Here is a 26,409-nt window from a genome sequence, read left to right on the forward strand (position 1 = left end):
TTATGAAATATAGTTGACAACTAGAATATAGAAAAAGAGGCGTTTCATAACTTATAAATAAGTTATGAAACAGCCCCGTTTATTGTATTATAATCTGTTATATAATGTTTTTATTATTTAAATAACTTAATGTAAACCCTATTATTTCTTTAGAAAGGAGCTTATATATGAAATATACTGAAGAAGGAATAATTCCAAAGGACATGAATCCAAAGAATAGATCTTTGATGAGCATATAGTTAGATATGAATCTGTAAAGAAGTTTGTTAAAAGAAGAATCTTAGATATAGCTTATGGTTCAGGATATGGTAGCCAAATCATAAATAATAATCCAGTCCTACCCCTTTTATATCAATAGATTCTATATTATCTTCTGAAATAAAAAGCTGAAACTTTCCACCCATTAACGCACCTGTAAGTCTCTATTTCTATTTCAGTTTTGATGAGAACACCTTTTACCTTACTATAAATAATTAAATTATTATTAATCTCTTTTATTGTATAATCACTATAATATTTGCAAGATAATATACCCCCTATTAAAAAATCTCTTATAACATCTCCTTCTACTATTCATTCATACATCCCTATATCAGTAACATTGAATACAACTTCCGTCAAAATAATTCACCCACATATTATAAGATGTGGAAGGTATAAGATTCATCATCTGGATGTGAGAAAACACGCAACAGGACCATATCATCCCTTACCATGGCAAATCTCCTTTTCTAAATAAATTCTATTTTTTAGTAAGCATCCCTCTATCAAATAACTTAACTAATACACATTTTCCTACTGTTGCATAATATATAAATATTGCATCTTAACCCTATTCAGAAAGATAAAAAATTAATCTTCTAATTTTAACTCCATATACCTTGTTCCTTCAATTGGATTATATGTATATGGAGTAATATCATAAAATCCTAATGATGTATATAAAAATTGAGCGGTTTTCATTGTTGGAAGAGTATCAAGCCTAATATATTGATAATTCATTTTTGATGCGTATTCAATTATTATATTAATAAGCCTTGTGCCAATTCCCAATCCTCTATAATCATCACGAACATATAATCTTTTCATTTCGCATATACTTTCAGAAATTTTATGAAGAGCAACACACCCTGCTTTTTTGCCATCAACTAATGCTAATATTAAGGCTCCATTGGGTGGTCCATATTTACCTGGTAATGTCTTAAATTCTTCTTCAAAATTTTGAAAAGCAAGGTCTATTTTTAGTGATTGGGCATATTCTAAAAAAAGTTGTTTAACTTCTTCTATCATATCTTGTCCAGTTATACGCTTAAACTCAATATTTCGTTCCTTGTTAACAACGATAGATTTCATAAATTATATCCTCCTACTTCTGTTGCGTAATATATAAATTATGTGTCTTATTTATACTTTGATGATAGTCCCCGGTTTATTTAGGTACAAGCGTAATGAATATAGGGGTCGGATATGGAATATTAGGCTCTTCACTAATGCTCAGAATAACGACTTTTACATAGTTTATTGTTTTTTACAATTGATTTGCTAAGATGCAAAAGGAACCATCCCTTTTGCATCTATTATATTTAGAATATAAATCAATAGTTATTCTATTTAGGATTTGTAGAGACATATTTGGAAAGATAAGCCTCAACTTCAGAAAGATTCAATAGAAATATCCGACTAAGAGGAAAAAATCGTTTAGCCGTGTATTTTAGCGATAGCGATCTTCACGGCCATTTTCCCTCGTGTCGAGTTACTTCTTGAATCTTGGAGTGGAGGCGGCATTCTTTCCAAATATGTCACGACCAGCCACCAAAATATAAATAAATCGCAACTCACCACAAAGCACAAGCATAAATCTACTTGCATGACATACTTAATATAAATATTATACCATTAAATAACAATTTATTATAGTTATACACGGGAGATCAAAAGTCTCCCTTGTATAACTTATGATACAACTCATCGTAACTTGCTATCAGCGGTTTTTATTAATTATCAAACTCATCTCTAGCATATTCCTTATACTGAGACATAGGATTATCACATCTTTGGTACTTTACTGGAATATCTCTAAAGACTCGCTTTTGTCTATATACTTCTCTTTAAACTCTTCTTCCAATATGCTCATAACAATTATATCGTAGTATTTATTGTAGTAAAAAGCTCCATCTCTCTTAATTCCTTCTCTTTTAAAGCCTATCTTTTTATATACATGAATTGCTCTTTGATTAAACGGAAATACCTCTAATTCAATCCTATGCAAATTAAGCATCCCAAATCCATAATTCAATGCTAAAATCAGTGCTTCGCTACCATAACCTTTGCCAAAATCTTCTTTTCTATTTATTATGATTCGAATACCGGCACTTCTGTTATTTCTGTAGATGTCATTTATAACAACTTCTCCTACTATTTTATTAGATTCTTTTGCAAAGATTAAAAAATCAACTCTACTTCTATCCACAGATATGTTTTCTAGATGCCTTTCAATGTCTGATTTATTAAATACCTGTTGTGTACCTGTAAATATATTTGATTCTAAACTACAGTTATTAAAACTTTCCCAATACTCTCCAATATATTCCTTATCCAATTTTTTTAAATATATTAGATTACCTTTTAATTCTAAAAAATTTCTAGTATTAAATTTCATTTTTCATTCTCCTATAAAATTTTTTAGTCCTTGATCAAAAATACAAAAGCTATTAAATCATATTATTCTTCCCTTATAGATTCTTATTTTATCTATAACTAACAAAGAAATAGAAGCTATTGCAAACCTAAAAAAGATAAGTGAAAAATTCGGAATATGGTCTACCAAGAACTTCATACTAACAAAATTTATACCAAAAATAAATACCCCTATTCCAGTTGCTAAATTCTCTTTAGTTTTTTCATCCATTTTCTTCTTCCCCTTTGCCAATAGAATTGTACATATTGCAATTATTTATGGTACGGTTTAGAGTATCGCTATAAATACGATTCATGTATTCATGATTATAATATAATTATATTTATTGTTCATTTATTAAAATAATACCCTGATATTAAGAAATTAGGGTATTATAAAAATTATTATTCTTTATTGGCTATAACGAAAAATCTGTGACATGTAAAATCAATATATCCTTCTTTTTGAATTAGATTATCAATTCCTTTTAGCCTTTTAAAATATTTTTCTACTGTAAAATTCGGTACTTGCCACGGTATTGCTTTTAAATAAAATACGATGGCTCCAATATCATAAAATCTTGTTTTCACCATATCTTCCTTTTGTTCAGTTATCTTTAAGCCTACTTCATTTAATTTACTAATTGCAGTTTCTAAATTCCAGTTATAATACTGACTTTCAGGGACACCCAAAAGTTCATTGATTTCCTTATCATTTAAACCACCAACCTGCTGAGTTATAAAAGTTCCTTGCTTTTTAAGAATTCTTTTAACTTCTTGAGCAGAATAGGATTCATGTTTGTTTATTATTAAATCAAAAGTTTCAGCACTAAATGGCAAGGATTCATCATCAACTCTATATACTTTTACACCTAGAGGCTCTAATCTTTTCCTTGCAATGATTATATTAGGTTCATATCCCTCTGTAGCATAAGTATATTTAGGCAATGGATTTAATGAAGATAAAAATTCTCCACCACCCGTACCCATATCCAATAATGAAGACGTTCTAAACATTCTAATCTTTACTTTACTTCTATAACTCCAACTCAGTGGAAACTCTTGCATTCTTCCTGTTGATTCTAAATATGAAAAATCCCATCCTTCAAACTTTTCGTTTACTTCATTAATTAAGTAATCAAATAATTCTTTATTTGCTAAAATTTTCCCCACCTCTATATCCTCCTTTATATTTTAAGTTTTAAAAAAGTAACTTTAATAGGAGGACCTCTTGTAGGTTGTTACACGCCATATAATATAAAATAAATATACATATAATTACCGCCTTCTTCATAAATCCATATATGAATTGTATAATAATTCATATAATTTTTCCATTCAAATTTAATCTTTTTAAAATTCCTATTATTATAAATTTTAACTACTTGTGATACGGTTCACCTCTCATAATCCTGAAACCCCTATATATTTGCTCTAACAGCACTAGCCTCATCAATTGATGGGGAAAGGTCATGTTTGAAAAAGATAATTTGAAGTTGCTTTTATTTAATATTTCTTCAGATAACCCTAGTGAACCGCCTATAATAAAAGTTATATCATTTATGCCATCAATCATTAAGGATTCCATTCTCTTAGATAACTTTTCTGAAGATAGCCCCTTGCCTTCTATCGCTAAAGCTATTATAAAAGAATTTTTAGGAATCTTGGATAATATCCTTTCTCCTTCCTTTTGCTTTACCTTTTCCATATCCTTCTCCGATAAATCCTCTGGTGCCTTTTCATCTTTGACCTCAATGATGTTTATTAAACAATATTTTGATAATCTCTTTTTAAATTCCTCTATCCCCTGTTGTATATATTTCTCCTTTATTTTACCTACAGCGACTATTTTTATGTTCATGTCTTCTTCCTTTCAAATATTTTATAATTAATTCATCTTTATATTTCTTAAATCATTTCCTGTTGGCCTTTGATAGATTTTTAGATCGAATTCGTGAATAATGGTTAATAAATGATCAAAAATATCTGACTGTGTCTTTTCATAATCTGTCCACTCTGTCCCTTTTGTAAAGGCATATATCTCTATAGGGACACCATTCTCAGTTGACTGAAGTTGTCTTACCATTTGGGTCATATCTTTACTAATTTTAGAATGATTCTTTAGATAATTTTCTATATATGCTCTAAAAACACCTATATTAGTTAGATGTTCCCCATTAACAATGTTCGAAGAATCCATATCATAGCCTTGATTATAATCTTCTATTTCCTTTCTCTTTCCGTTAATGTATTCTTTGATATATTGAATTTTTTCAAATTTCTCTAGCATTTCTTCATCACAAAACTTGATACTATTTATATCTATATATATAGCCCTCTTTATTCTCCTACCTCCTGATTCCTGCATCCCTCTCCAATTCTTAAATGATTCTGATATTAATAGATGCGTAGGAATAGTGATTATAGTTTTATCAAAATTTTGTACTTTTACAGTGTGTAATGAAATATCTATGACATCTCCATTTGCTCCATGCGAAGGCATTTCAATCCAATCTCCAATTTGTACCATATCGTTGGTAGCAAGCTGAATACTAGCCACAAAACCTAGAATTGAATTCTGAAATATTAACACGATCACTGCAGTTGCGGCACCAAGCCCACTTAATAAAATCCAAGGTGAACGATCTATAAGAGCACTTATGATTACTATAGCCGCTGCCACACTTATAATTATTTTTACAACTTGAAGATATCCTTTAATAGGTCTTATCCTAGAAACTTCATAATCTCTATAAATATCATTTACTGAATCAAGAGTCTTACCAATTGCTAATACAACATTAATAACAATATAAGCAAAAGCAATACGTTGAATCCAGTCTTGATAAATAGGAAATACTGGAGCAAAAGCATGAACAACTAACGCAGGTGGTATACGAGCAATTATATCAAATACTTTATTGTTTAAAAGAACATTATTCCATTTTACTTTGCTTTTTGAAATATATGTTCTTAAAATCCTCAACAAAAATCTTTTTGTAATTATATCAACTATGAAGCAAATAATTATAATAATTCCAACTGCTATTATATTGGATAAGATTAGAGACAAATTTTCGTTTATATCATAATTTAATAATATATTCTTAATAAATTGGATCATATTAAACCTCCTAAAGCTAAACTTTTTAACTAAACAATTGACTATCAGAAAAATAAAAAAGGCTTTCATAAAAAACAAAATAATTAAAGAGCCTTTCCCCTAACTGATAACCTCTATATCCAGCTATTAACCTTTTCTAATAATTCGAAATTAGTCAAATCATACTGTAAAGGTGTCACAGTTATATATCCTTGAGAAACATAATGCCTGTCTGTATCTTCTTCTTGTCCATTATGTTTCCTACTGTCTGTGATCAATATAGTTTCGCCTTCTACATCACCATTTTCCATTAGAAAATAATCATATACTACTCCGCCAACCTTACAAACTTTAATACCTTTAACTTGATTTTCCTCTACAAAGGGGGTATTGATGCTTAAAATTATATTATTCCTTAATAATTCATCCTTAGATTTTTCTAATATATATTTACCATATTTAGCAGTTGAATCATAATTAATATTTCCATTTACCCATTCTGCTGACAATGCTATTGATGGTACATTGTATATATTTGCTTCTATAGCTGCAGATACTGTTCCTGAATAGAGCACATCCATGCCTACATTTAATCCTTTATTAATTCCTGATAATACCATATCAATTGGCTCTGTAATTAGCTTATCTATAGCTACTCTTACGCAATCGGCCGGAGTCCCTGAAACACTATAGGCTTTTGAATTAATTCCTTTTAACTTAACCTCCTTAACAATTAAAGGTTTCCGTATGGTAAGTGCATGACTCTGAGCACTTCTCTCATCGTCTGGTGCCACAATTGTCAATTCATAATCTGTTTCTAACTCTTGTGCCAATTTATATATTCCTTCCGCATATATTCCATCATCATTTACTAATAATAATCTCATTTTTACCTCCATATCATTCTAAATATTTATAATTATCATATTTATATCATATATTAACTTATATAGTTTTTAAACTACCAAATATTTGGGTATCTTTTCACAATAATTACAACTATGAGGACTAGCCCAATCTGTAAAAGAAACTTTTTCAAGTTCATATATATCTGGTGACTGTTCATATACGTCTACAAATTCTTCAATTGCATCTTCCAAATGCTCATTACAAACTACATACATATTATCAGCTCCGCTCATCTCAAATATATAATAACACAGAAAATCTTTAATAGTATATGCAATACTAACTATCTTTATAAAACCTACTGTACCTCGGTAAATACAATATCAATAGATAACTGTTCTCCATTTCTTACAATATTAATTGTAACCTCATCTCCCTGTTTATAATTATATAATATTCTTTTTAACTGATTCATACTATCAACATCTCTATTGTCTATCTCGGTAATTACATCTCCTGATCTAAGTCCAGCTTTATCCGCAGGAGAACCTGACGAGATTTCTAAAACTATAATTCCTGAATCAACGCTTTCTAAGTCAACTCCTAGCTGTCTTTCATATATCTCCACTTCAGTTCCAGCAATACCCATATACACAGTTTCAAAATTTCCAGTATCAATTACTTCCCGAATTATTGGTTTTACAGTGTTTATTGGAATAGCAAATCCTAATCCTTCTCCTGTTTGAACTTTAGCTGTATTTATCCCTATTACTTCTCCCTTACTATTTAACAAAGGTCCGCCACTGTTCCCAGGATTAATAGATGCATCTGTTTGAATCAAATTTTCCATTACATTATATTCGTCTAATCTTATAGATCGATTAAGTCCTGATATAACTCCTGCAGTAACAGTTCTCTGAAAATCTAAACCTAAAGGATTACCTATTGCTACAGCAACCTGCCCAACTTCTAAAGAGTCTGAATCTCCCAGATCGGCAACAGGTAATCCTTTTATTTGAACTTTGACTACAGCCAAATCTAAAGCTGCATCATTCCATAATACTTGACCTTCAACTGTATCTCCATTTTCAAATAATACATTAATCCTTCTAGCCTCTCCATCAGCTACTACATGAGAGTTAGTGAGTATATAGCCATTTGGATCTACAATTACTCCTGAGCCTATTCCTTCTACTTCCCTTTCCCAGATAAATTCTCTTTGTACTTGAACAGTAGTTATACCAACAACAGAACTCATTGCTTTTTTAGCTACTGCTTCTACTACTGATATATCTTCGTTTGGTGTAATATTTATGTTTTGCGCTATATTAGGTGATTTGTTCTGTTGATAAATATCTGGTAAAGGAATTACTTTTCCATAAAGATATGTAGGTGCAATATATGCAGTAACCAATCCTCCAACAATGGCAGCGATTAAAGCTACAATGAAGTAAGAAAATATCCCCTTTCTTTTTGGTGGTTTTTCATAATACATACAAAATTCCTCCAATCAATTATAATGCATATACCTTAGTAGCTTTGTCTCTATAAGTTAAATCCAAAGCTATGTCTTTATCTACATTTAGTCCATAACCTTCCATGCATTCTCTAACTGTACTATGTGCAAGAGATGGTTCATTATTTTCTTTGCTTAGATGAGCGAGCAGTACTATCTCTCCATTTCCCATCAATATTTCTGACAAAGTTTTACCTGCATCCAAATTTGATAGATGTCCTCTCGTCCCTAATATTCTATTTTTTAAATACCAGGGATAGCTGCCTTCTTTAAGCATCTTTAAATCATGATTTGATTCTATTAAGTAAAGCGAAGAGCCCTTAATTATGTTCTTCATATTATCATTTACCCATCCAGTATCTGTCATTATACTAATTTTAACATTTTTATAATAAAAACAATAGCCTACAGGCTCTGCTGCATCATGAAATACACTAAATGGATATACTCCTAAATCCTTCAATTCAAAATCCTTTTCTGTTTCTATTATCTTTATATTCTCAGTTTTTATTTTACCTATGCTAGATCCCATACTAATCCAAGTATCCCTATTTGCAAAAATAGGAATATCATACCTCCTAGAAATTATGCCAACTCCTTTTATATGGTCTATATGTTCATGAGTTACAAATATACAGTCTATATCTGTTGGTAAAACATCTATAGACGCTAATAATCCTTCAATCTTTTTACCACTAAAACCTCCATCTACTAACACTTTCATCCTATCAGTTTCAATATATTGACAGTTACCGCTGCTGCCACTAGATAGGGAACAAAACTTTATTCCCATTTTTATTCCTCCAATACTAATACCTATTTTATGTATAACATATATATTATAATATATAACTTATCAAAAAACTAATGTAAAAAAAGAAGAATCAATTGATTCTTCTTAAATACTCATCTATAAATATCTTATATCCATCATTAAACTGAATCCTCCACGCAGGTATAGCTTTCCCCTGCTTTGCTTTTCCAGGTTCCTGTAGATATTCATGTCTTTCAGGATCAAAATAATAACAAAGAGAAATATCAGTAATATTTTTATCATAACCCTCTTGCATATCTAATAAAGTTAACAAAGCTTTTGGTGCTGTACTAATATATATATCTACTTTTCCTAATTCCTTGGTGTTTAACCATTGTCTCTCAAATCTTTTAACACCCCTTTTATCAACTTGTAAATTAGTAAATGTCCTTTCCACAAGAATATCATCGTATATCTTAGAGTATTCTATGAAAAAAACACCATTTTCTTCTTTAATAAAAGTGAGTTTCATGTCTGATGTATCAAAGTTTCCATTATTGATAAATTGTTTAGATATCTCAATAGCCTTATCCTCATCAAGGTCTTTATATACTTCTTCTTCTCTTTTATTTTCATACATGATAAGTCTATCATTAATCACTAAAATGGATTCATTCTCCTTTTTTATCTCCTTAATATTTTGTTTATACTCAATAATACCTTTGTTATTAAAATAATCTTTATTTAATTGTTGAGCATCTGCAGTTTCAAATTCTACTATTACTGAATTTAGATGAGGTATATCTGTGGGGATATCAGTATCTATATTTATACCTTTATCCTTTAATAGTTGTTCTACATTTGCTATAAATTCTTTACTGACAGTTGGTTCATCTGCAGGTTTCTCATCCATTATAACATATAGAACAAATATATTTGTAATAATAAAAGCTACTATCAATATGGTCTTCGCCTTTGACCAATCCATTCATTTCACCATCCAAGCTTTCCTCATTGTTTCCTATCTAGCACTAAATTTCCTTCATATACATCAAAAGCATAAGTTCTACTCTCCATGTTCAACAACCATACTCCAATTAGTTCTTCCTTTTCCTCTTTTTGGCAAGGATCTAAATATGCAACAGAAATATCCGTAATAGAAGATAGAACCACTTCTGTTAATATTTCGATATCTATATCTTCTATCGGTATATTATTGTCCTCAATATAATTTTTTTCTAATAAATCATAATTCATATTTATGACATCGAACGCTGATAACATCTTGCTACTGTCCATCACATCATAGTCTTTTATATTCATATCTTCCCTAATAAATCTCTTATAATTTCTAATATGTTTATTAAATACTTCTATTTGAATAAAATCTTTAGCTACATTGCTTTTCAATACTACAGGAAAACCTCGTATTCTATATTTAAAAGTTAATCTATATCCTAAATCCTCTCCTGATTGAATTTCTTCAATCTCTGCTAAATACATATCCTTTGGCCCTCCTACATGAGTAGATAAGAACTCGGAAACCGTATTTAAACTAATATAGAGATTTCTTTCATGAACATCTTCTTCTAATGGAGCTAGGTATTCTAAAAGTCCATTTTCATTGATTTTCAAAACTTTTTGATCATACAAATATAGTATGGAACCATTATTCTCAATAATTTCTCTTACATAATCAATGTCTTTATCAAAAAATGTTTCTGCTATATTCCTAACTTCATGAATATTATTACTATCTAATTCATTTTTTACATAAACTAAAGGCATAGTTTTGGACATTTTATAAGGTATATATATATTATTGTCAACATCTAATGTATCCTTCATAGGATAATAGTAGGAATAATTTTTGCTCTCTTCTACTTCATCCAACTTAGCTTCAATATTATCAACATTTAAATCTGCACTATGCACTTTTAAATGTTGATCCCCTTGGCTAAATACAATATAAGGTTCTCCCCTACCTAAATAAACATATATACTATCCACTTCTGAAATCATTTCAGTAATATCATTTGGCTTAGTTACATTTAAAGAACGGGCTAATATATAGGTATAAAACTTTTCAGGAAAGTAAAAAACTATGGACTTACTATCGTTATAGGTTAAAAATTCTTCATTGGATATATCATAAGCTTCTATATCATCTGAAGACAAAATAGTCGCCAAAGAAGAATAAGTACCAGTCCATAGATTATTATCCTCATCATTATAGAATATTGTATGACTTTTTTCATTAAAATTGAGTAGATATTTATTTGGTTTTATCATATCAGCAAATAAATAATCCGTATATTTTTCTTCCTCATCTTCAAAAACAATTGCCTCGTAGGGTGATTGTATCCAGAATTGTCTAATTAAAAATAGACTGAGTACTACCAAGGATAGGAGTAGAAAAGTCTTCAATCTTTCTTTCAACACACTAATCATCTCCTCATCAATGGTATATTATTTAGTAGAAGGTATTGTAGATGGTTTTCTTAACGTTTCAATTAATTTATCTACTTCATAATAATAGATAATCCTCTCCTCTGGATCTATACCATTAACATTAAAATCAATAATGATTTTATTGATTCCATGAATTAACTCTACTTCCTCAGCAAAACCTAATGCTCCAGTCTCTACATCTAAACTAGAAGTTAATATATAATCCTCTTGTCTCGGCAATTTAGCCAATGAATATTCTTCACCAGTTAAATCAATTGCCCCATAAACTTTGATCATTATATTTGTCCCTTTAGGAGCCTTTCCTGATATTAACATCGCTTTATTATTAGAGGAAGAAGACTCATCTTTTGGAGTAACAACTTCATATTTTGATGGATCTACATTTGCTGTAAATCCTATTGTTGATATAGAGATAATTATCATAAAAACAAATAAACTTATTACTAATCTTTTCCACATATTTGAACCTCCTTCACCTTATATTAAGAGGATACTACTATTACATGATTATACATAAGATATATTACAATTTTATTACACCCCAATTAAAATTAAATTACAGTTGACGATTATCTATTGGAAGCACTATTATTACTTCAGTACCTACATTATATTTAGATCTTAATATTATATTTCCACCATGAGCTTCAACTATCTGTTTAGCAATAGATAATCCTAGTCCTGTTCCTCCTAATTCTCTACTTCTTCCCTTGTCAACTCTATAAAATCTTTCAAATATCCTCTTTTTATCCTCTTCAGGTATCCCTATACCATTATCGTTAACAGTAATAACTATATTATTGTTTTGCCTTTTCGCTGATATATTGATCTCTCCATTATTTGGAGTATATTTTATTGCATTAGATATTATATTTAGTATAACCTGTTCTATACCATCTCTATCTATTACAATATTTGGTAGATCGTCTTCAATGTTTAAATTCAGATTATGATTTTTTTCTCTAACTGAAAAATCAAGCTTGAAGCAAATATCTTCAATCAATCTTTTAATTGAACATTCAGCCATGTTCCATTTGGTCTTATTATAATCTAAATTGGATAGTTGAAGCAAATCTTTAACTATCCGATTCATTCTATCACATTCATCATCTATTACAGTTAAAAACTTATGTGAAAGCTCCCTATCTATGTCTCCATATCCCATTAAGGTCTCTGTATATGATTTAATAGTGGTTATAGGAGTCTTTAACTCATGAGATACATTAGCAACAAATTCCTTTCTCATATTATCTAGTTTATGCTGTTCAGTTATGTCTTGAAACACAATTATAACTCCTCCAACATCATCTTTCTCATTGCGGAAAGGAGCATACTTAACCTGATAGATTGAGTTATTTATCTTCGCTATTTGATCCCCCTCAAGAGTATCAGAATCCTCATAGTCTATCTTTTCTAAATTAATCTTCTTCATAGGAAGAAGATTTTGACTTAAAAATCCTTTTTCAGGTATATTCTCCAATTCTAATATATCAACTGCAACAGGATTAGCGTGAATAATGTAGCCATTAGTATCAACAGCTATAACTCCGTCTGCCATATAATTGAATATGGTATCTAATTTACTCTTCTCTAAGTCCATTTCATGTATTGTATCCTTTAGCTTCAACGTTAAATAGTTAAACATACTTGCTAATTGGCCCATCTCATCATTGGATTTCACCTCAACGAATTGGTCAAAATCACCTTTCGCCATTTTTTCAGCCTTTTTAGTTACATCTCTAATAGGTTCAGTTATGCTACTTGCTATTAAAAATCCTAATATTACAGTTATTGACAGCGCTAACAGAGTGGCATTAATTAAAATAGTTTTAGTATCATCTATTGTCTTATACACATCTTTAAGGTCATCTGTTATATATAGAATCCCTTTTACCTGACCTACTTTATTAAATACAGGATAAGCTAAATGCTTAAGTACAGTATTTTCATTTGCATCCTGCTTAACCCTATCACTTCTTTCTCCATCATATGCTGATAATATCAAAGTAGGATCTAAAGATTTATAGGAAAGAGCATTTTGACCTGTTATATTCTCATAATTTACATGAGAAGAGGCAACTATTCTAGGTATATCTGCATCATATATAACGTACAAGGTTTCAGTACCACTAAAACCACTAAATCTCCATTCATTTAAACTATTTTGAATTTCGTCGCTTAATTCTAACCAATCATCTTCAGATAAGTCACTAAAAGTATTGAGTAATGTTTCTACTTGTTTTACCATTGTATTTGTTCTATTTTCTAACTGTTGTGTTTCAAATCTTTGTACTATAAAAATCCCTACGATTACCATAGCCATAAGTACAAGTAAAAAATATATTATGATAAACTTCCACTTTATACTTGAAAACATAGGTTAGCTCCTCCTGAAATAGTATCCTACCCCTCTTTTAGTAATTATGTATTTATACTGTCCAGTTTTGTCTTCTATTTTTTCTCTAAGTCTTCTAATGGTTACATCTACAGTTCTTATATCCCCGTAATATTCATATCCCCAGACTTCTTCTAATAATTGTTCTCGTGTAAATACCTGTTCTAAACTTGAAGCCAAAAATTTCAATAATTCAAATTCTCTTAGGGTAAGTCCTATAACTTTTTCATTTTTTCTAACTTCATATTTATTGAAATCTATAGTTAAATCTCCAACCTCTAATACATCTCCATTTTTTAATTCTCCATTTGAATACTCTGTTCTTCTTAAATTTGCTTTTACCCTAGCTATTAACTCTCTCATGCTAAAAGGTTTAGTTATATAATCATCTGCTCCTAATTCCAATCCTAATACTTTATCCACTTCTTCTTCTTTTGCAGTAAGCATTAAAACTGGAACCGTATAATCCTTTCTAATCTCCTTTAAAACCTGAAAACCATCCTTCTTAGGAAGCATTATATCTAATAAAATTAAATCTGGTGATATTTTATAAACTTTATCTATTGCATCTTCTCCATCAAAAGCTAAATTAATTATATAACCTTCCTTTTCTAAGTTAAATTTTATAATATCAGCTATAGACTTCTCATCTTCTACTATCAAAATATTCTTGTCCATAAACATCACTCCATTTATCAAAAAAATATTTGTCTAACTTTCTTATATTTACCTTAAGACCTTCTATAATGAAGTGCTTATATTATTTCCTATGCATAAATTATCTAACAATATATTTAACTTGTCAAACCAATATTTTAAACTTAGATCTGCTTAAAATATAATTATTATAAAAAAGGACTACAGGAAAATTTCTATAGTCTTTAAAAAAATATGGAAACTTAAATTAAATTCTATTGATTTATATACATATATAGTATATAATTAATTCAACAAAGGGGAGTAGCTTTTGAATGGTTGATCGTCAATCCGGAATAATCCCGGTCAACTTACCTATTATTTTAGGTAGCAAGACCTTTGTTTGGATATTAATATCCAAACAAAGGTCTTTTTTGTTTATTAGATTATATTTTATAAGTATTACTCCCATTGTTTAATAGTTACCACAAAGTAACAACTTAAGCTTTATTTTTTTACTCATAGTGGTATACTAAATACCAAATATAGAAAGGAATGATTTTCTTTGGAATGGTATCAAAAAAGCGAAAAAGAATTGCTATCTGAGCTAAGTACCAATATAGATAAAGGTATTTCTCAAAATGAAGCTAAGAATAGGCTAGAAAAATATGGTTTAAACGAGTTAAAGGAAGAAGCAAAAAGAAGCTTATGGTCTAAAATAGTAGATCAATTTAATGATTTTCTTATAATTATACTTATTATAGCAAGTATTGTATCATATATGGTTGGAGAAAAAACTGATGCAATTGTAATAATCGCCATAGTAATTGTCAATGCAATATTGGGTTTATATCAAGAAGGTAAAGCTGAAAAATCATTAGAAGCACTGAAAAAAATGGCTGCTCCTAATGCAAAAGTATTAAGAGATGGTTCTACATCAGTAATTCCAGCAAATACTTTAGTTCCTGGAGATGTAGTCATTCTGGAGACTGGAGATATTATCCCAGCTGATTTAAGATTGATTGAAGGATCTAATTTAAAAGTTGATGAATCCTCTTTGACTGGGGAATCTGTCCCTGTTGAAAAAGATCCAAACATTACCTTTGATGATGAGGTGTCTTTAGGTGACAGAACAAATATGGCCTATATGAGTACTATAGTGTCATATGGTAGAGGTAAAGGAATTGTGGTCAATACATCTCATGATACTGAAATAGGTAAAATTGCAAGTATGATACAAACTTATGAAAATGAAACCACCCCTCTACAGAGAAAGTTAAATCAATTAGGTAAATATTTAGGCATTATTACCATAATAGTATGTATTGCAGTGTTTAGTATAGGTCTATTCCAAGGGAGAAACCTATTAGAAATGTTTATGACAGCTATCAGCTTAGCAGTGGCTGCTATACCAGAAGGACTGCCAGCCATAGTTACTATAGTATTGGCTTTAGGCATGAATAGAATGGTTGAACGCAATGCTATTGTAAAAAAATTATTAGCAGTAGAAACTTTAGGTACTACTACTTATATTTGCTCTGATAAAACTGGAACCTTAACACAAAATGAAATGACTGTTGTAAAATCCTATACGGATGAAAAAGTAATTGATGTAACTGGCATAGGTTATGAACCTAAAGGAGAATTTATAATTAATAGAGAATCCATCAATCCAACTGAATCCAGTAATATAAATACATTATTATCTATTGGAATACTTTGTAGTGATGCAACTATAGATGAAACTGAAGATGGGTATAGAGTATTAGGAGATCCAACTGAAGGTTCACTAGTAACCTTAGCAGGTAAGGCTGGTATAAATAAAGATGAGATAAATAATAAATATCCAAGAATAGAAGAATTACCCTTTGACTCCGACAGAAAGATGATGACTACATTTCATAAGAATTTTATTCCAAATAAAGTAGTTTCATTTACTAAGGGTGCTCCGGATATATTAATAAATAGAAGTAGTAGTATTTATATAGATGGTGAAATAGTACCTTTTACTGATGAATTGAAAAAAGAAGTACTGGACATGAACAGTAAGTTTTCAAGTGATGCATTAAGAGTTCTAGCCATGGCTTTTCAACAATATGATAATCTACCTGATGAAATCTCACCTGAGTCAATCGAAAATGATTTGATATTTGTTGGTTTAGTAGGAATGATAGATCCACCAAGAGAAGAAGCTAAATTGGCAATTCAAGAGTGTAAAGATGCAGGTATAAATACTGTAATGATCACAGGAGATTACAAAGAAACTGCTTATGCTATTGCTAAACAGTTAGGTATGGCTGACCATAAAGACGAAGCTATAATGGGTAAAGAGTTAGACAATGTATCTGATGAAGAATTAAATGAACTAGTTAAACATAAGAAAGTTTATGCTAGAGTTTCTCCTGAACATAAGGTAAGAATAGTAGATGCTTTAAAGGCTAACGGAGAAATTGCAGCAATGACTGGAGATGGAGTTAATGATGCTTTAGCTCTCAAAAAAGCGGACATAGGTGTATCAATGGGTATTACCGGTACTGACGTAGCAAAAAATACTGCAGAAGTTATTTTAACAGATGATAACTTTGCTAGTATAGTTTCCGCTGTAGAGGAAGGTAGAATAATTTACAGCAATATTAAAAAATTTGTATTCTTCCTATTGTCATGTAATATAGGTGAAATATTAATAGTAACCTTGAGTATATTATTTGGTTTAGCAGTTCCACTAATCCCAATACAACTATTATGGCTAAACCTTGTAACTGATAGTTTCCCAGCCTTAGCTCTTGGTATGGAAAAGGGTGATCCAGAGATAATGGATATACCACCTAGAAATCCTGATGAACCTATACTTGATAAGGATATGATTAAATCCTTAATTGTACAAAGCATTGCAATTTCTGCAGGTGCATTGCTTGCATATAGTTGGGGGCTATTCACATATGGTACAGAAGGTATAATAAAAGCAAGGAGTATAACCTTTGCTACTTTAATCACAGCTGAATTATTGAGAGCTTATTCGAGTAGATCTGAAAAACATACTATATTTGAAATAGGAGTATTTTCTAACAAGACTTTAACATATTCTACTCTACTAGCTTTCATCCTACTACTAATAGTAATATATGTTCCATTTTTACAGCCAATATTTGATACTTATTCATTGGGATTGAATGACTGGGGAATAATTTTAATATTTTCATTTATTCCACTGGTTATTGGCGAAATATATAAAATTATAGTAAGAAAAAATAGGTAATTTTAAAAGCCCTTAAGGGCTTTTTTTCTTTTAAGAACATTTTATACTTTATTGCATAGAATAGAACAAGGAAGGGGGTCTAATATGAGAAAAATAAATAATTCTAAAATTTGCCCTATACTAGGTGCAAAAATAATGTCACAATCCAATGAAAAACTGCCAGTAATTGTTCAATTAAAAAAGGATGACAATAGATTAGAGGATGGAATCATGAGTGTATCTACAAATGTTAAAAAACGCTTACCTTTAATTAACGGAATTGCTTGTGATTTAGATACGGAAACTATTTATAAATTGGCTAGTAACCCTAATATAGAATATATAAGTTTTGATTCAGAAGTTTATACTCTATTAGATATTTCAGTTCCAACTATGGAAGCACAATTTCCCTATGCACAAGGATATAAAGGAAAAGGGATAACTGTTGGAGTTATAGATACAGGTGTAGCTCCTCATCAAGATTTGACTAAACCTGTAAATAGAATTATAGATTTCAAAGACTTTGTAAATAATGAAACTTCAGCTTATGATGATAATGGACATGGAACACATGTGGCTGGAATAATAGCTGGAAATGGTTATTCTTCAAGAGGCTTATATTCTGGTATAGCTCCCGAATCGAATATTTTAGCAATTAAAGCTTTAAATGATAATGGCAGCGGAAACACATCTGATATAATTGATGCAATTGCTTATGCGATCGAAACTAAGGATGAATTCAATACAAAGATATTAAACCTTTCTTTTGGAAGTCCTGCAAATAGCAATTGTAATAAGGATCCATTGTGTAACGCTGTGAAAAAAGCTACAAAAGTTGGCTTGATAGTTGTAACTGCGGCTGGTAATAGCGGTCCTAATGAAAAAACTATAGTGTCACCAGGTATTAGTCCTGATGTAATCACTGTAGGAGCTGTTGATCATAGGAGAACCATTGATACATCAGATGACGTTGTTGCATCTTTTTCCAGTAGAGGTCCTACAAATGAAGGCCTATCCAAACCTGATATAGTTGCTCCAGGCGTAGGCATCAATTCATTATCAAATACTAAGCCTGATGGATATAAATCGTTAAGTGGTACATCTATGGCTACTCCATTAATTTCTGGATCTGTAGCCTTATTATTGAATAAATATAATTCCCTTTCACATAATGAAGTAAAGAAAAAATTAATGGATTCATGTATAGATTTAGATGATGAGATAGATAATCAAGGATCCGGTTTAATAAATCTACAAAAGCTATTTAACGGAGACTCAAAGAATGATGAAAATTTAAAAAGAAATAGTGGGTTAGAACCATTTAATTCCACAGATAATATAATTGAAAACTTCCTAGTTTTATTATTAGTTTTATACCTTCTTGACAAAAATATATAAAAAGAGGAAGATATACCTTCCTCTTTAATATACATAACTTGCTGGATTTCTATTTCGCCCATTTTTCAATACTTCAAAATGTAAATGTGGACCAGTAGATCTTCCTGTATTACCTACCCTTGCTATAACTTGCCCTTTATAAACTCTTTGCCCTACTTTAACATCCATACTACTACAGTGAGCATATCTTGTAGTATATCCATTTTCATGGTTTATTTCGACCATATAACCATAAGAACCTTTCCAGCCAGCATAAACCACTTTACCACCATCGGCAGCTTTAATAGGTGTACCTGTTCTTGTCGCTATATCTAATCCATAATGCATACGTCCATTTCTCATTCCATATCTTGATGATAGAGATCCTCTGGTTGGCATCAAGAATACTCCCGTAGCAGCTGTTTTGGGTAGCTCCTTAGTTCCTTTTACTACTAACTCATCAACAGGTTCCTTAATAACCTCTTCTTTTAGTATATCTTCTTCTACCTTTACTCCATTGTGCTTTGTTATTCTAGAAAAATATTTAGTCTCACCTTCTGAGCCCTTAACCTTTACATCGCTCTGAGTTTTATACATATCATCATCATATTCAATTTTAACTTCGTAATCAACTTCATCCGTGTATTCAACTTCTTCAATGGTTGCAACAGTTATCAAAGACTTTGGAACCATTAGCTTAACTTCATCACCTATCTGTAATTTTTCTGGATTTTTATCAGGATTAGCTTTTACCAATTCTTCTACAGACATATCATAAATCTCAGCTATAGTCCACAAACTTTCTCCTACTTCTACAACATGAATTTTTTCTTCCTCTGTTCCTGTTTGAATATATTGCAATAATTCTTCCTTATCATTTATTTTATTTAAAGGTATATCTTTCTGTTTAATTTTAACATCCTCAACAAAACTTACATCTATGATATCGCTATTTTCATTAGTTGTATTCAGATAAGGTTTTTTAATAGTTTGTAATATATCTTCTAGCTCTTCTTTAGATTTACAAAAACCTACTTCCTTATCATCTACTAACAACTCGTATCCACTTACTAAAAATGTCATATTAGATTGAATATTAGACTTTAACTCTTTAGCTGATACTAATGATTCATCTTTAGCATGAGTATTTTCAAACCTTATATCTTTTCCTAAAACTATTTCACTATCATATGTATTGGATAGTATTGTTTTTATATCTTCTATTACTTTTAAAGCTTCTTCTTTTTTTCTAACTGTTCCTACCTCTTCATCTCCATAATACACAGTATAGCTTCTAGTTTTTATCTCATTAATTTTATAGGTTCCTAATAAGAGAGTCGCAATTACGGCTATCATAAGTACCATAACTACTCTCTTGAAACTATACCTATTCTCTATTTTCCTTTTTAAATCTTTTAATTTCTTTTGTATCTTACCATTCTCCATGAGTAAATTAAAACTTTTGGATCCAGGATGATTCGAATCTCCCATGGTTTTAGTACCTCCCTATTATTGGATTAGCTTAAAACCATATGTAAGTTGTTGATTTCTGTAACCTTTTTGTAACTTTTAATAATTCATGAACCCATTATAACACAGAAAATATTTTTTTCAACTATAGTAGCCTGTCTACATATATTCTATTCATTATTCCGATAAATATACTATATCTCTAAATTTAGTAATTTCAACGAATTCATCTACTAACATGATTAACATTTTAATTCAAAAATAATTTATTAAGATTTCTTAACATCTCTTAATGAATTGTAAATATTTCCTTAATGTTATTTAATTTGTTTTCTAGTATTTATAATCTCGTTAATGGAAATACTTCTATTATATCCGTCTAAATCATATATTTGAAGAAAAGGTTTTACTAATATGACTATCTACTTTTCATAGGAGGGCAATATGCTAAATTTAACAAATAATAATTATATTGATACTCATTCGCCTTTTGCTAGCATTAAATTTTCTAATCTAATCTTAGAATATTTACGTACTAATATTAAAAGTACACAGGAATTAATCATCTTGTGTATTGGAACTGATAGATCTACTGGAGATTCACTTGGTCCTTTAGTTGGATATAAATTAACTCCTCATTTAAATTATTATGATAATGTTAAATTATTAGGTACTTTAGACAATCCTATCCATGCAAAAAATTTAAATGACACATTGAATGAAATTGGTCGTCTCCATAGAGAAGCTTTTATTATAGCTGTGGATGCTTCGTTAGGTACTCTTGATAAAATTGGATATATTAATATTAAAAAAGGACCATTAAAACCTGGTCTAGGGGTCAACAAAAACCTTCCTACAATTGGTGACATAAGTATTACAGCAGTTGTCAACGTATGTGGCATGATGGAATATATGGTATTACAAAATACAAGATTAAGCTTGGTAATGAATATGGCAGACATAATTTCAAAAGGTATAAGTAGAAGTCTCTATAAACTATATAATAAAAGTTTAAGAGAAGAAAATAAATAGCTTTAAGATAGCTTGGCTTTCTTATCATCTCTATTGTTATTCTTCCATAAAAAAACCCTCCTAGTCTTTTAATATTACAATTTCTAGGCAGGGATTTATTCAAATAATATACAATTATTCATTTATAAGAACTTGTAACTTCTCCTTTTGCATAGTAAAAAATGTTTCTTTTTGTACATCTTCAATTTCACCATCTATATTCAAATAAGTTTGATCCTTAGTCACTATTTTTATGCTCTTAGCTCTAAATGTTTCCAGATTCTTTTTAAAAACTGTTGGCATTCCCATTAAAAGAGTAATAAAAAATAATATTAATTTCAATTTAGGCATCTTTTTTACTACACACACATCAAAAAACCCATCTTCTATGTTAGCCATAGGCAATATCTTTCTTCCGCCTCCATAATATTTTCCATTTCCAACTACCGCCATGAAAATTTTTTTATTGAGAGAAACTTCATCAATCTTCAACTTTACATCTACATCTTTTAAATTAATATATGAAATAAAAAATCCGATTATATATGCAAAACTCGATTTTATCTTCTTTTTAACTTTCTCTGTATTTTTAGCAATTTCTGAATCAAAACCAATACTTGAAATATTCAAGAATATTTTATTGTTTATAGTTCCCACATCTATTTTCTTTACTTTACCTTTTATTATTATATCTATAGATTTCTTTGGATCATTGGGTATATCCAAGGTTCTAGCTAAATCATTACCTGTACCACTAGGGATTATTCCTAATGTAACTTTATCAGATCCTATTAAGCTTACAGCTACCTCATTTATGGTTCCGTCTCCACCTACTGCAACTATTTTAGTATAGCCTCTATTTAAATTTGATCGAGCTATTTCAGTTGCTTCTTTCGGTTTTGTAGTAAAAATAATATTGTATTCAATTTTTCTACTTTTCATAATTTTATTAATGATAGGAGCCAAGCTTTTTGTCTTTCCTCCACCAGCTACTGGGTTTATTATAAAAAGTATCTTATCCATATGCCCCCCTATTAGACTATATTTTGAAATAAATCTCCCTTAATTGCCCTATCTATAGATTGCATTTCTTCTACTGATAATGGATATATAGATTTGCCATTTTTTATTGGTTTTGCATAACAAGTAGATTGTTCTCGATTATAAATACTAGTTAATACAAAACCATTTGAAAACCCATCTAAAAATGCAATGGAAAAGCTAAGTTCAGAACCCATATCTGCAAATGCATTATATCTAACAAATCCTACTTTTTGAATTGTAAAAGTCAATTTTGTATTTAAGTTACTTAACTCTTTATTCCATTTTAATATTTCCTCTCTTAAATTATCTATGTCATGCCCATTCTGTATCAATAATTCCTCAATGTTAATATCTTTTGTACCATGTACTAATTCCTTATATCTGTACTCCATCCTCGATATTCTAACTTCAGCTATTATATATAAGATAAGTAATATAAAAAAGGCCAGAAGCGTACATAATATTATTTCTACGTTGAATGCTTCGATAAATTGTATAACTTGTTTCATTAGCATTTCTCCCTTCTCTATATTTCTCTGGAGATTTCTTTTATAGCTTTTACCGCAAATTCAATTTCTTTATGGGTATTGAATGGTCCAAAACTAAATCTAACTACTCCTTGTTCAAACGTTCCTATAGTTTTATGTGCCATAGGTGCACAATGAAGCCCTGGCCTTACTTCTATATCATATTTACTATCTAATATATAACTAATTTCCGATGAATCTTCATTCCCTATATTAATGGGTACAACGGCACCCCGCTCTTCTACATCCAAAGGGCCATATACCTTTACATTATCTATTTTTAAAACCTCTTCTACAAAATGCTTAGTTAACTCTTCCTCATATTTCCTTATATTACCAATCCCTTCTTTAAAAATATATCTTACTCCTTCTCCTAACCCAACAATTCCAGGACCATTATGGGTTCCACTTTCATATCTATCTGGAAACATTTCAGGTTGTTCTAATAGATGAGAAACACTACCTGTACCCCCTTGTTTCATTTCCCTTATATTTAATCCATCCCTAATATATAGACCACCTGTACCCTGAGGACCTAAAAGTCCTTTGTGGCCTGGAAAGGCTAAAATATCAATATTCATTTCATCTACATCTATATCGTATACTCCTGCTGATTGAGCTGCATCAACAAGATAATATATACCGTTATCTTTGGCAATTTTACCAATTAATTTAACAGGCATAATAGTTCCTGTTAGATTAGAAACATGAGTATTTATTATTAGTTTGGTATTTTCTTTGATATTCTTTTTAATTTTAGATGGATCTATTCTTCCCATAGAATCCCCTTCTATAATAGTTACTTCTACTCCTTGGCTTTTCAATACAGAAATAGGTCTTAATACAGAATTATGCTCCATAGAAGTAGTTATAACATGATCTCCTCTTTTTAATACACCTTTAATTCCTAAGTTTAAACTCTCAGTACAATTAGAAGTAAATATTATATTCATAGGATTTCCCACATTAAATAACTTAGCTAATAATTCTCTAGTCTCAAATATCTCACGACCAATTCTTAATGCTAATTTATGTCCAGACCTACCTGGATTAGCTCCATACTCCTTCATAGCTTTCATAATCGAATCATACACTACATCTGGCTTAGGAAAAGATGTAGCGGCATTATCAAAATAAATCATAACGTCACCTCCACTATATATAAAATTATACCATATAATCTTAACTGATGAATAATAAATAGATGAAAAAAGAAGCCTTTTGGCTTCTTTTATCCTAATCTCTTATATACAATTTTAAGTAATTCTTCTTTTAGTTTAGTTCCATCTGTCATAATACTATCAATTTTTTTCTCAATATTGTTTCTAAATTCTTCATCCTTTATACTAAGTAAATTAATCTTAACATTCAAAATTGCACCTTCAAGTCCAGTAGTTGCTAATAGAGTTCCTACTCCAACATCTGTAATCGCATTTATATTCCCATAGTTTGCAAATACTTTTTGATTCTTTAATACTTTGAAACATTCTTCGGCACATTTTAAAGGAACTTCTAATGCAACTTTATATCCATCTTGAATTGCAACAGATCTTTTTGTTCTTTGTTCTTTTGTCTCTTTCGGTAATTTTAATGCTTCCATTACTTTATCAAATGCTTTCGTGTCTTCTTCTACTATGTTGTTCAGATTTTTTATGCTCTTATTTAATTCTTTAAACTTAATATCCATTTCTTTTTTTATTTCGTCATCTAATTCATTATATACCTTCCTACCAATTGTCAAATTACCTACCATTGCTGTTAATGCAGAACCTAAACTACCTGCTAAAGCTGCAACGCTACCTCCACCTGGAGTAGGTTCTTTTGATGCAACCTGTGTAACAAAGTCCTTTACTGTTTTGTTCATTAACATCAAATCACCACCATCTTAATATTATATATAAGGTAATTATATTATACACGAATTATATAATCAAGATAGTATCAATTACCTCTATTTTTTAAGAAGTTATTCTCATAGTCCCTCAATATTTTAGATGCTTGAGGAGCCAATATAATTAGACCAATTACGTTTGGTAATACCATCAAACCATTAAATAAATCTGCAACTTTCCAAACAGCATCTACTGCAATAAAGGAACCAGCTACTATAAATATCAATACTATTATTTTATAAACTGGTATACCTCGCGTTCCAAATATATATTTAATGTTTGATTCTCCAAAATAGTACCATCCTATTATTGTTGAAAATGCAAAGAAGAATAAACTTACAGCAATAAATTTATCACCTAAACTTCCTAACCCTAAATTAAATGCCTTTTGAGTCATTTCTATTCCAGTTAATCCTAATGTATGAGCATTAGTTATTATATTCACTAACGCTGTTAAAGTACATATTACTAATGTATCCAATATAACAGCAAATATGGCTGCAAACCCTTGTTGAGCTGAGTGATCTACTTTAGCCACTGCATGGGCATGAGGTGTAGAACCCATTCCAGCTTCGTTAGAGAATAATCCTCTAGCAACACCAAATCTCACAGCCTGTTTTACAGTAACACCTATAGCTCCACCAGCTGCTGCTTGTACTGAAAACGCTGATGTAAATATCATTTTTAAAGCTGGTATAATTTGAGAATAATTTAAAGCTAAAATTAAAATGCTTCCTAAAATATATATAATAGCCATAATAGGTACTATTAATTCTGTAAAAGACGCTATCCTTTTCATCCCACCAGCAATTATTAGTCCCACTAATATTGCAGATACTATTCCACCTATCCAATTAGGTATTGTAAAAGCTGAGTTTAATGCGATCGCTATAGAATTTGATTGAACCATATTCCCAACAAATCCTAAAGCTATTATAATTGAAATTGCAAAAAAACCTGCTAAAAATTTACTATGAACTCCATCTCTCAGATAATATGCGGGCCCACCTGTAACTTCTCCATTAATCCTTGCTACATATTTTTTAGCCAAAACAGCTTCTCCGAATATTGTTCCCATTCCTAGAATCCCGCTAATCCACATCCAAAAAACTGCTCCTGGTCCACCAGAAGCTATAGCCGTAGCAACTCCTGCTAAATTTCCTGTACCTACTTGAGCTGCTATTGAAGTTGCCAATGCTTGAAACGAAGACATACCATCATTATCAGCTTTTTCTTTTTTATTAAATATCTTACCAAATACATTACTAAATACATCTTTTATTCTTCTAAGCTGCACAAATCTCAATCTAAAAGTATAATACACGCCAACACCTAATAGAAGAAATATAAGAATATTGTCCCACAAAATACCATTAAGAAGTTCTACAATCGCCATAAAATCCATATAATTACCTCCTTGAGTTTTTTAAATGTAGTGCTAACCTTATTGTA

At 30.2% G+C, this 26,409-nt stretch carries 24 protein-coding genes; 3 read left to right on the forward strand and 21 right to left on the reverse strand.

Annotation, left to right across the window (positions count from 1 at the left end; genetic code table 11):
* Positions 1-852: 852 nt before the first annotated feature.
* The 15 genes from K8M07_RS10450 to K8M07_RS10520 all read right to left on the reverse strand — a co-directional run bounded on the left by K8M07_RS10450 (position 853) and on the right by K8M07_RS10520 (position 14,443).
* Positions 853-1,353, reverse strand: a complete 501-nt coding sequence (locus K8M07_RS10450) for a GNAT family N-acetyltransferase (RefSeq protein ID WP_223378588.1) — start codon at positions 1,351-1,353, stop codon at positions 853-855.
* A gap of 709 nt (positions 1,354-2,062) precedes the next feature.
* A complete protein-coding gene (locus K8M07_RS10455) occupies positions 2,063-2,659 on the reverse strand; it encodes a GNAT family N-acetyltransferase (protein ID WP_223378590.1) in 597 nt (198 codons plus the stop codon).
* 57 nt (positions 2,660-2,716) lie between these two features.
* Positions 2,717-2,908, reverse strand: a complete 192-nt coding sequence (locus tag K8M07_RS10460; RefSeq protein ID WP_223378592.1) for an EamA family transporter — start codon at positions 2,906-2,908, stop codon at positions 2,717-2,719.
* Between the two features lie 173 nt (positions 2,909-3,081).
* Positions 3,082-3,849 (reverse strand): class I SAM-dependent methyltransferase, encoded by a 768-nt coding sequence (locus tag K8M07_RS10465; protein ID WP_223378594.1) that lies wholly within the window; start codon positions 3,847-3,849, stop codon positions 3,082-3,084.
* A gap of 208 nt (positions 3,850-4,057) precedes the next feature.
* A complete protein-coding gene (gene rlmH / locus K8M07_RS10470) occupies positions 4,058-4,537 on the reverse strand; it encodes a 23S rRNA (pseudouridine(1915)-N(3))-methyltransferase RlmH (protein WP_223378602.1) in 480 nt (159 codons plus the stop codon).
* 27 nt (positions 4,538-4,564) lie between these two features.
* Entirely contained in the window at positions 4,565-5,800 is a 1,236-nt protein-coding gene (locus tag K8M07_RS10475) for a mechanosensitive ion channel family protein (protein WP_223378604.1), read from the reverse strand.
* 113 nt (positions 5,801-5,913) lie between these two features.
* Positions 5,914-6,666, reverse strand: a complete 753-nt coding sequence (surE, locus tag K8M07_RS10480) for a 5'/3'-nucleotidase SurE (protein WP_223378611.1) — start codon at positions 6,664-6,666, stop codon at positions 5,914-5,916.
* Positions 6,667-6,735: 69 nt separating this feature from the next.
* Positions 6,736-6,903, reverse strand: a complete 168-nt coding sequence (locus K8M07_RS10485; RefSeq protein ID WP_223378613.1) for a CxxH/CxxC protein — start codon at positions 6,901-6,903, stop codon at positions 6,736-6,738.
* An 83-nt stretch (positions 6,904-6,986) separates the two neighbouring features.
* Positions 6,987-8,123: a S1C family serine protease gene (locus tag K8M07_RS10490; protein WP_223378615.1), complete on the reverse strand. Its 1,137-nt coding sequence runs from the start codon at positions 8,121-8,123 to the stop codon at positions 6,987-6,989.
* A 19-nt stretch (positions 8,124-8,142) separates the two neighbouring features.
* Positions 8,143-8,937: an MBL fold metallo-hydrolase gene (locus K8M07_RS10495; protein WP_223378617.1), complete on the reverse strand. Its 795-nt coding sequence runs from the start codon at positions 8,935-8,937 to the stop codon at positions 8,143-8,145.
* Positions 8,938-9,028: 91 nt separating this feature from the next.
* Positions 9,029-9,886 carry a hypothetical protein gene (locus tag K8M07_RS10500; protein ID WP_223378619.1) on the reverse strand — a complete coding sequence of 286 codons (858 nt, stop codon included), beginning with the start codon at positions 9,884-9,886 and terminating at the stop codon, positions 9,029-9,031.
* A 23-nt stretch (positions 9,887-9,909) separates the two neighbouring features.
* A complete protein-coding gene (locus K8M07_RS10505; protein ID WP_223378621.1) occupies positions 9,910-11,340 on the reverse strand; it encodes a YycH family regulatory protein in 1,431 nt (476 codons plus the stop codon).
* Between the two features lie 27 nt (positions 11,341-11,367).
* Positions 11,368-11,829, reverse strand: coding sequence for a hypothetical protein (locus K8M07_RS10510; RefSeq protein ID WP_223378624.1), 462 nt, complete (start codon positions 11,827-11,829; stop codon positions 11,368-11,370).
* Between the two features lie 97 nt (positions 11,830-11,926).
* Positions 11,927-13,747, reverse strand: a complete 1,821-nt coding sequence (locus K8M07_RS10515; protein WP_223378626.1) for an ATP-binding protein — start codon at positions 13,745-13,747, stop codon at positions 11,927-11,929.
* 3 nt (positions 13,748-13,750) lie between these two features.
* On the reverse strand, positions 13,751-14,443 hold the full coding sequence (locus K8M07_RS10520; RefSeq protein WP_223378629.1) for a response regulator: 693 nt from the start codon (positions 14,441-14,443) through the stop codon (positions 13,751-13,753).
* Positions 14,444-14,966: 523 nt separating this feature from the next.
* Between K8M07_RS10520 and K8M07_RS10525 the strand changes: the two genes are divergently transcribed.
* Positions 14,967-17,657 carry a calcium-transporting P-type ATPase, PMR1-type gene (locus K8M07_RS10525; RefSeq protein ID WP_223378645.1) on the forward strand — a complete coding sequence of 897 codons (2,691 nt, stop codon included), beginning with the start codon at positions 14,967-14,969 and terminating at the stop codon, positions 17,655-17,657.
* An 84-nt stretch (positions 17,658-17,741) separates the two neighbouring features.
* Positions 17,742-19,034: a S8 family peptidase gene (locus K8M07_RS10530; RefSeq protein ID WP_223378647.1), complete on the forward strand. Its 1,293-nt coding sequence runs from the start codon at positions 17,742-17,744 to the stop codon at positions 19,032-19,034.
* A gap of 24 nt (positions 19,035-19,058) precedes the next feature.
* Here K8M07_RS10530 and K8M07_RS10535 read toward each other — a convergent pair whose 3' ends face one another.
* Positions 19,059-20,504, reverse strand: a complete 1,446-nt coding sequence (locus K8M07_RS10535; RefSeq protein WP_223378649.1) for a M23 family metallopeptidase — start codon at positions 20,502-20,504, stop codon at positions 19,059-19,061.
* Positions 20,505-20,927: 423 nt separating this feature from the next.
* On the opposite strand from K8M07_RS10535, the gene yyaC reads away from it, so the two are divergent.
* Positions 20,928-21,515 carry a spore protease YyaC gene (gene yyaC / locus K8M07_RS10540; protein ID WP_223378651.1) on the forward strand — a complete coding sequence of 196 codons (588 nt, stop codon included), beginning with the start codon at positions 20,928-20,930 and terminating at the stop codon, positions 21,513-21,515.
* 114 nt (positions 21,516-21,629) lie between these two features.
* Here yyaC and K8M07_RS10545 read toward each other — a convergent pair whose 3' ends face one another.
* The 5 genes from K8M07_RS10545 to K8M07_RS10565 form a co-directional block, all read right to left on the reverse strand.
* Positions 21,630-22,517, reverse strand: a complete 888-nt coding sequence (locus tag K8M07_RS10545) for a diacylglycerol/lipid kinase family protein (protein ID WP_223378653.1) — start codon at positions 22,515-22,517, stop codon at positions 21,630-21,632.
* Between the two features lie 11 nt (positions 22,518-22,528).
* On the reverse strand, positions 22,529-23,047 hold the full coding sequence (locus K8M07_RS10550) for a DUF4446 family protein (protein WP_223378655.1): 519 nt from the start codon (positions 23,045-23,047) through the stop codon (positions 22,529-22,531).
* A gap of 17 nt (positions 23,048-23,064) precedes the next feature.
* On the reverse strand, positions 23,065-24,207 hold the full coding sequence (locus tag K8M07_RS10555) for an aminotransferase class V-fold PLP-dependent enzyme (RefSeq protein ID WP_223378657.1): 1,143 nt from the start codon (positions 24,205-24,207) through the stop codon (positions 23,065-23,067).
* 89 nt (positions 24,208-24,296) lie between these two features.
* Positions 24,297-24,935 carry a cyclodeaminase/cyclohydrolase family protein gene (locus tag K8M07_RS10560; RefSeq protein WP_223378659.1) on the reverse strand — a complete coding sequence of 213 codons (639 nt, stop codon included), beginning with the start codon at positions 24,933-24,935 and terminating at the stop codon, positions 24,297-24,299.
* Positions 24,936-25,006: 71 nt separating this feature from the next.
* The gene (locus tag K8M07_RS10565; protein ID WP_223378667.1) at positions 25,007-26,362 is read right to left on the reverse strand and encodes an alanine/glycine:cation symporter family protein; all 1,356 of its coding nucleotides are present in this window, start codon (positions 26,360-26,362) and stop codon (positions 25,007-25,009) included.
* Positions 26,363-26,409: the final 47 nt, after the last annotated feature.

It is taken from the genome of Schnuerera sp. xch1 (assembly GCF_019931165.1).
Lineage (GTDB): Bacteria > Bacillota > Clostridia > Tissierellales > Tepidimicrobiaceae > JAIOUP01.

Coding starts and splice junctions, on each gene's coding strand:
- K8M07_RS10450 (WP_223378588.1), bottom strand. CDS start 1,353: ATGAAATCTATCGTTGTTAACAAGGAACGAAATATTGAGTTTAAGCGT.
- K8M07_RS10455 (WP_223378590.1), bottom strand. CDS start 2,659: ATGAAATTTAATACTAGAAATTTTTTAGAATTAAAAGGTAATCTAATA.
- K8M07_RS10460 (WP_223378592.1), bottom strand. CDS start 2,908: ATGGATGAAAAAACTAAAGAGAATTTAGCAACTGGAATAGGGGTATTT.
- rlmH (WP_223378602.1), bottom strand. CDS start 4,537: ATGAACATAAAAATAGTCGCTGTAGGTAAAATAAAGGAGAAATATATA.
- K8M07_RS10475 (WP_223378604.1), bottom strand. CDS start 5,800: ATGATCCAATTTATTAAGAATATATTATTAAATTATGATATAAACGAA.
- surE (WP_223378611.1), bottom strand. CDS start 6,666: ATGAGATTATTATTAGTAAATGATGATGGAATATATGCGGAAGGAATA.
- K8M07_RS10485 (WP_223378613.1), bottom strand. CDS start 6,903: ATGTATGTAGTTTGTAATGAGCATTTGGAAGATGCAATTGAAGAATTT.
- K8M07_RS10490 (WP_223378615.1), bottom strand. CDS start 8,123: ATGTATTATGAAAAACCACCAAAAAGAAAGGGGATATTTTCTTACTTC.
- K8M07_RS10495 (WP_223378617.1), bottom strand. CDS start 8,937: ATGGGAATAAAGTTTTGTTCCCTATCTAGTGGCAGCAGCGGTAACTGT.
- K8M07_RS10500 (WP_223378619.1), bottom strand. CDS start 9,886: ATGGATTGGTCAAAGGCGAAGACCATATTGATAGTAGCTTTTATTATT.
- K8M07_RS10510 (WP_223378624.1), bottom strand. CDS start 11,829: ATGTGGAAAAGATTAGTAATAAGTTTATTTGTTTTTATGATAATTATC.
- K8M07_RS10515 (WP_223378626.1), bottom strand. CDS start 13,747: ATGTTTTCAAGTATAAAGTGGAAGTTTATCATAATATATTTTTTACTT.
- K8M07_RS10520 (WP_223378629.1), bottom strand. CDS start 14,443: ATGGACAAGAATATTTTGATAGTAGAAGATGAGAAGTCTATAGCTGAT.
- K8M07_RS10530 (WP_223378647.1), top strand. CDS start 17,742: ATGAGAAAAATAAATAATTCTAAAATTTGCCCTATACTAGGTGCAAAA.
- K8M07_RS10535 (WP_223378649.1), bottom strand. CDS start 20,504: ATGGGAGATTCGAATCATCCTGGATCCAAAAGTTTTAATTTACTCATG.
- yyaC (WP_223378651.1), top strand. CDS start 20,928: ATGCTAAATTTAACAAATAATAATTATATTGATACTCATTCGCCTTTT.
- K8M07_RS10545 (WP_223378653.1), bottom strand. CDS start 22,517: ATGGATAAGATACTTTTTATAATAAACCCAGTAGCTGGTGGAGGAAAG.
- K8M07_RS10550 (WP_223378655.1), bottom strand. CDS start 23,047: ATGAAACAAGTTATACAATTTATCGAAGCATTCAACGTAGAAATAATA.
- K8M07_RS10555 (WP_223378657.1), bottom strand. CDS start 24,207: ATGATTTATTTTGATAATGCCGCTACATCTTTTCCTAAGCCAGATGTA.
- K8M07_RS10560 (WP_223378659.1), bottom strand. CDS start 24,935: ATGTTAATGAACAAAACAGTAAAGGACTTTGTTACACAGGTTGCATCA.
- K8M07_RS10565 (WP_223378667.1), bottom strand. CDS start 26,362: ATGGATTTTATGGCGATTGTAGAACTTCTTAATGGTATTTTGTGGGAC.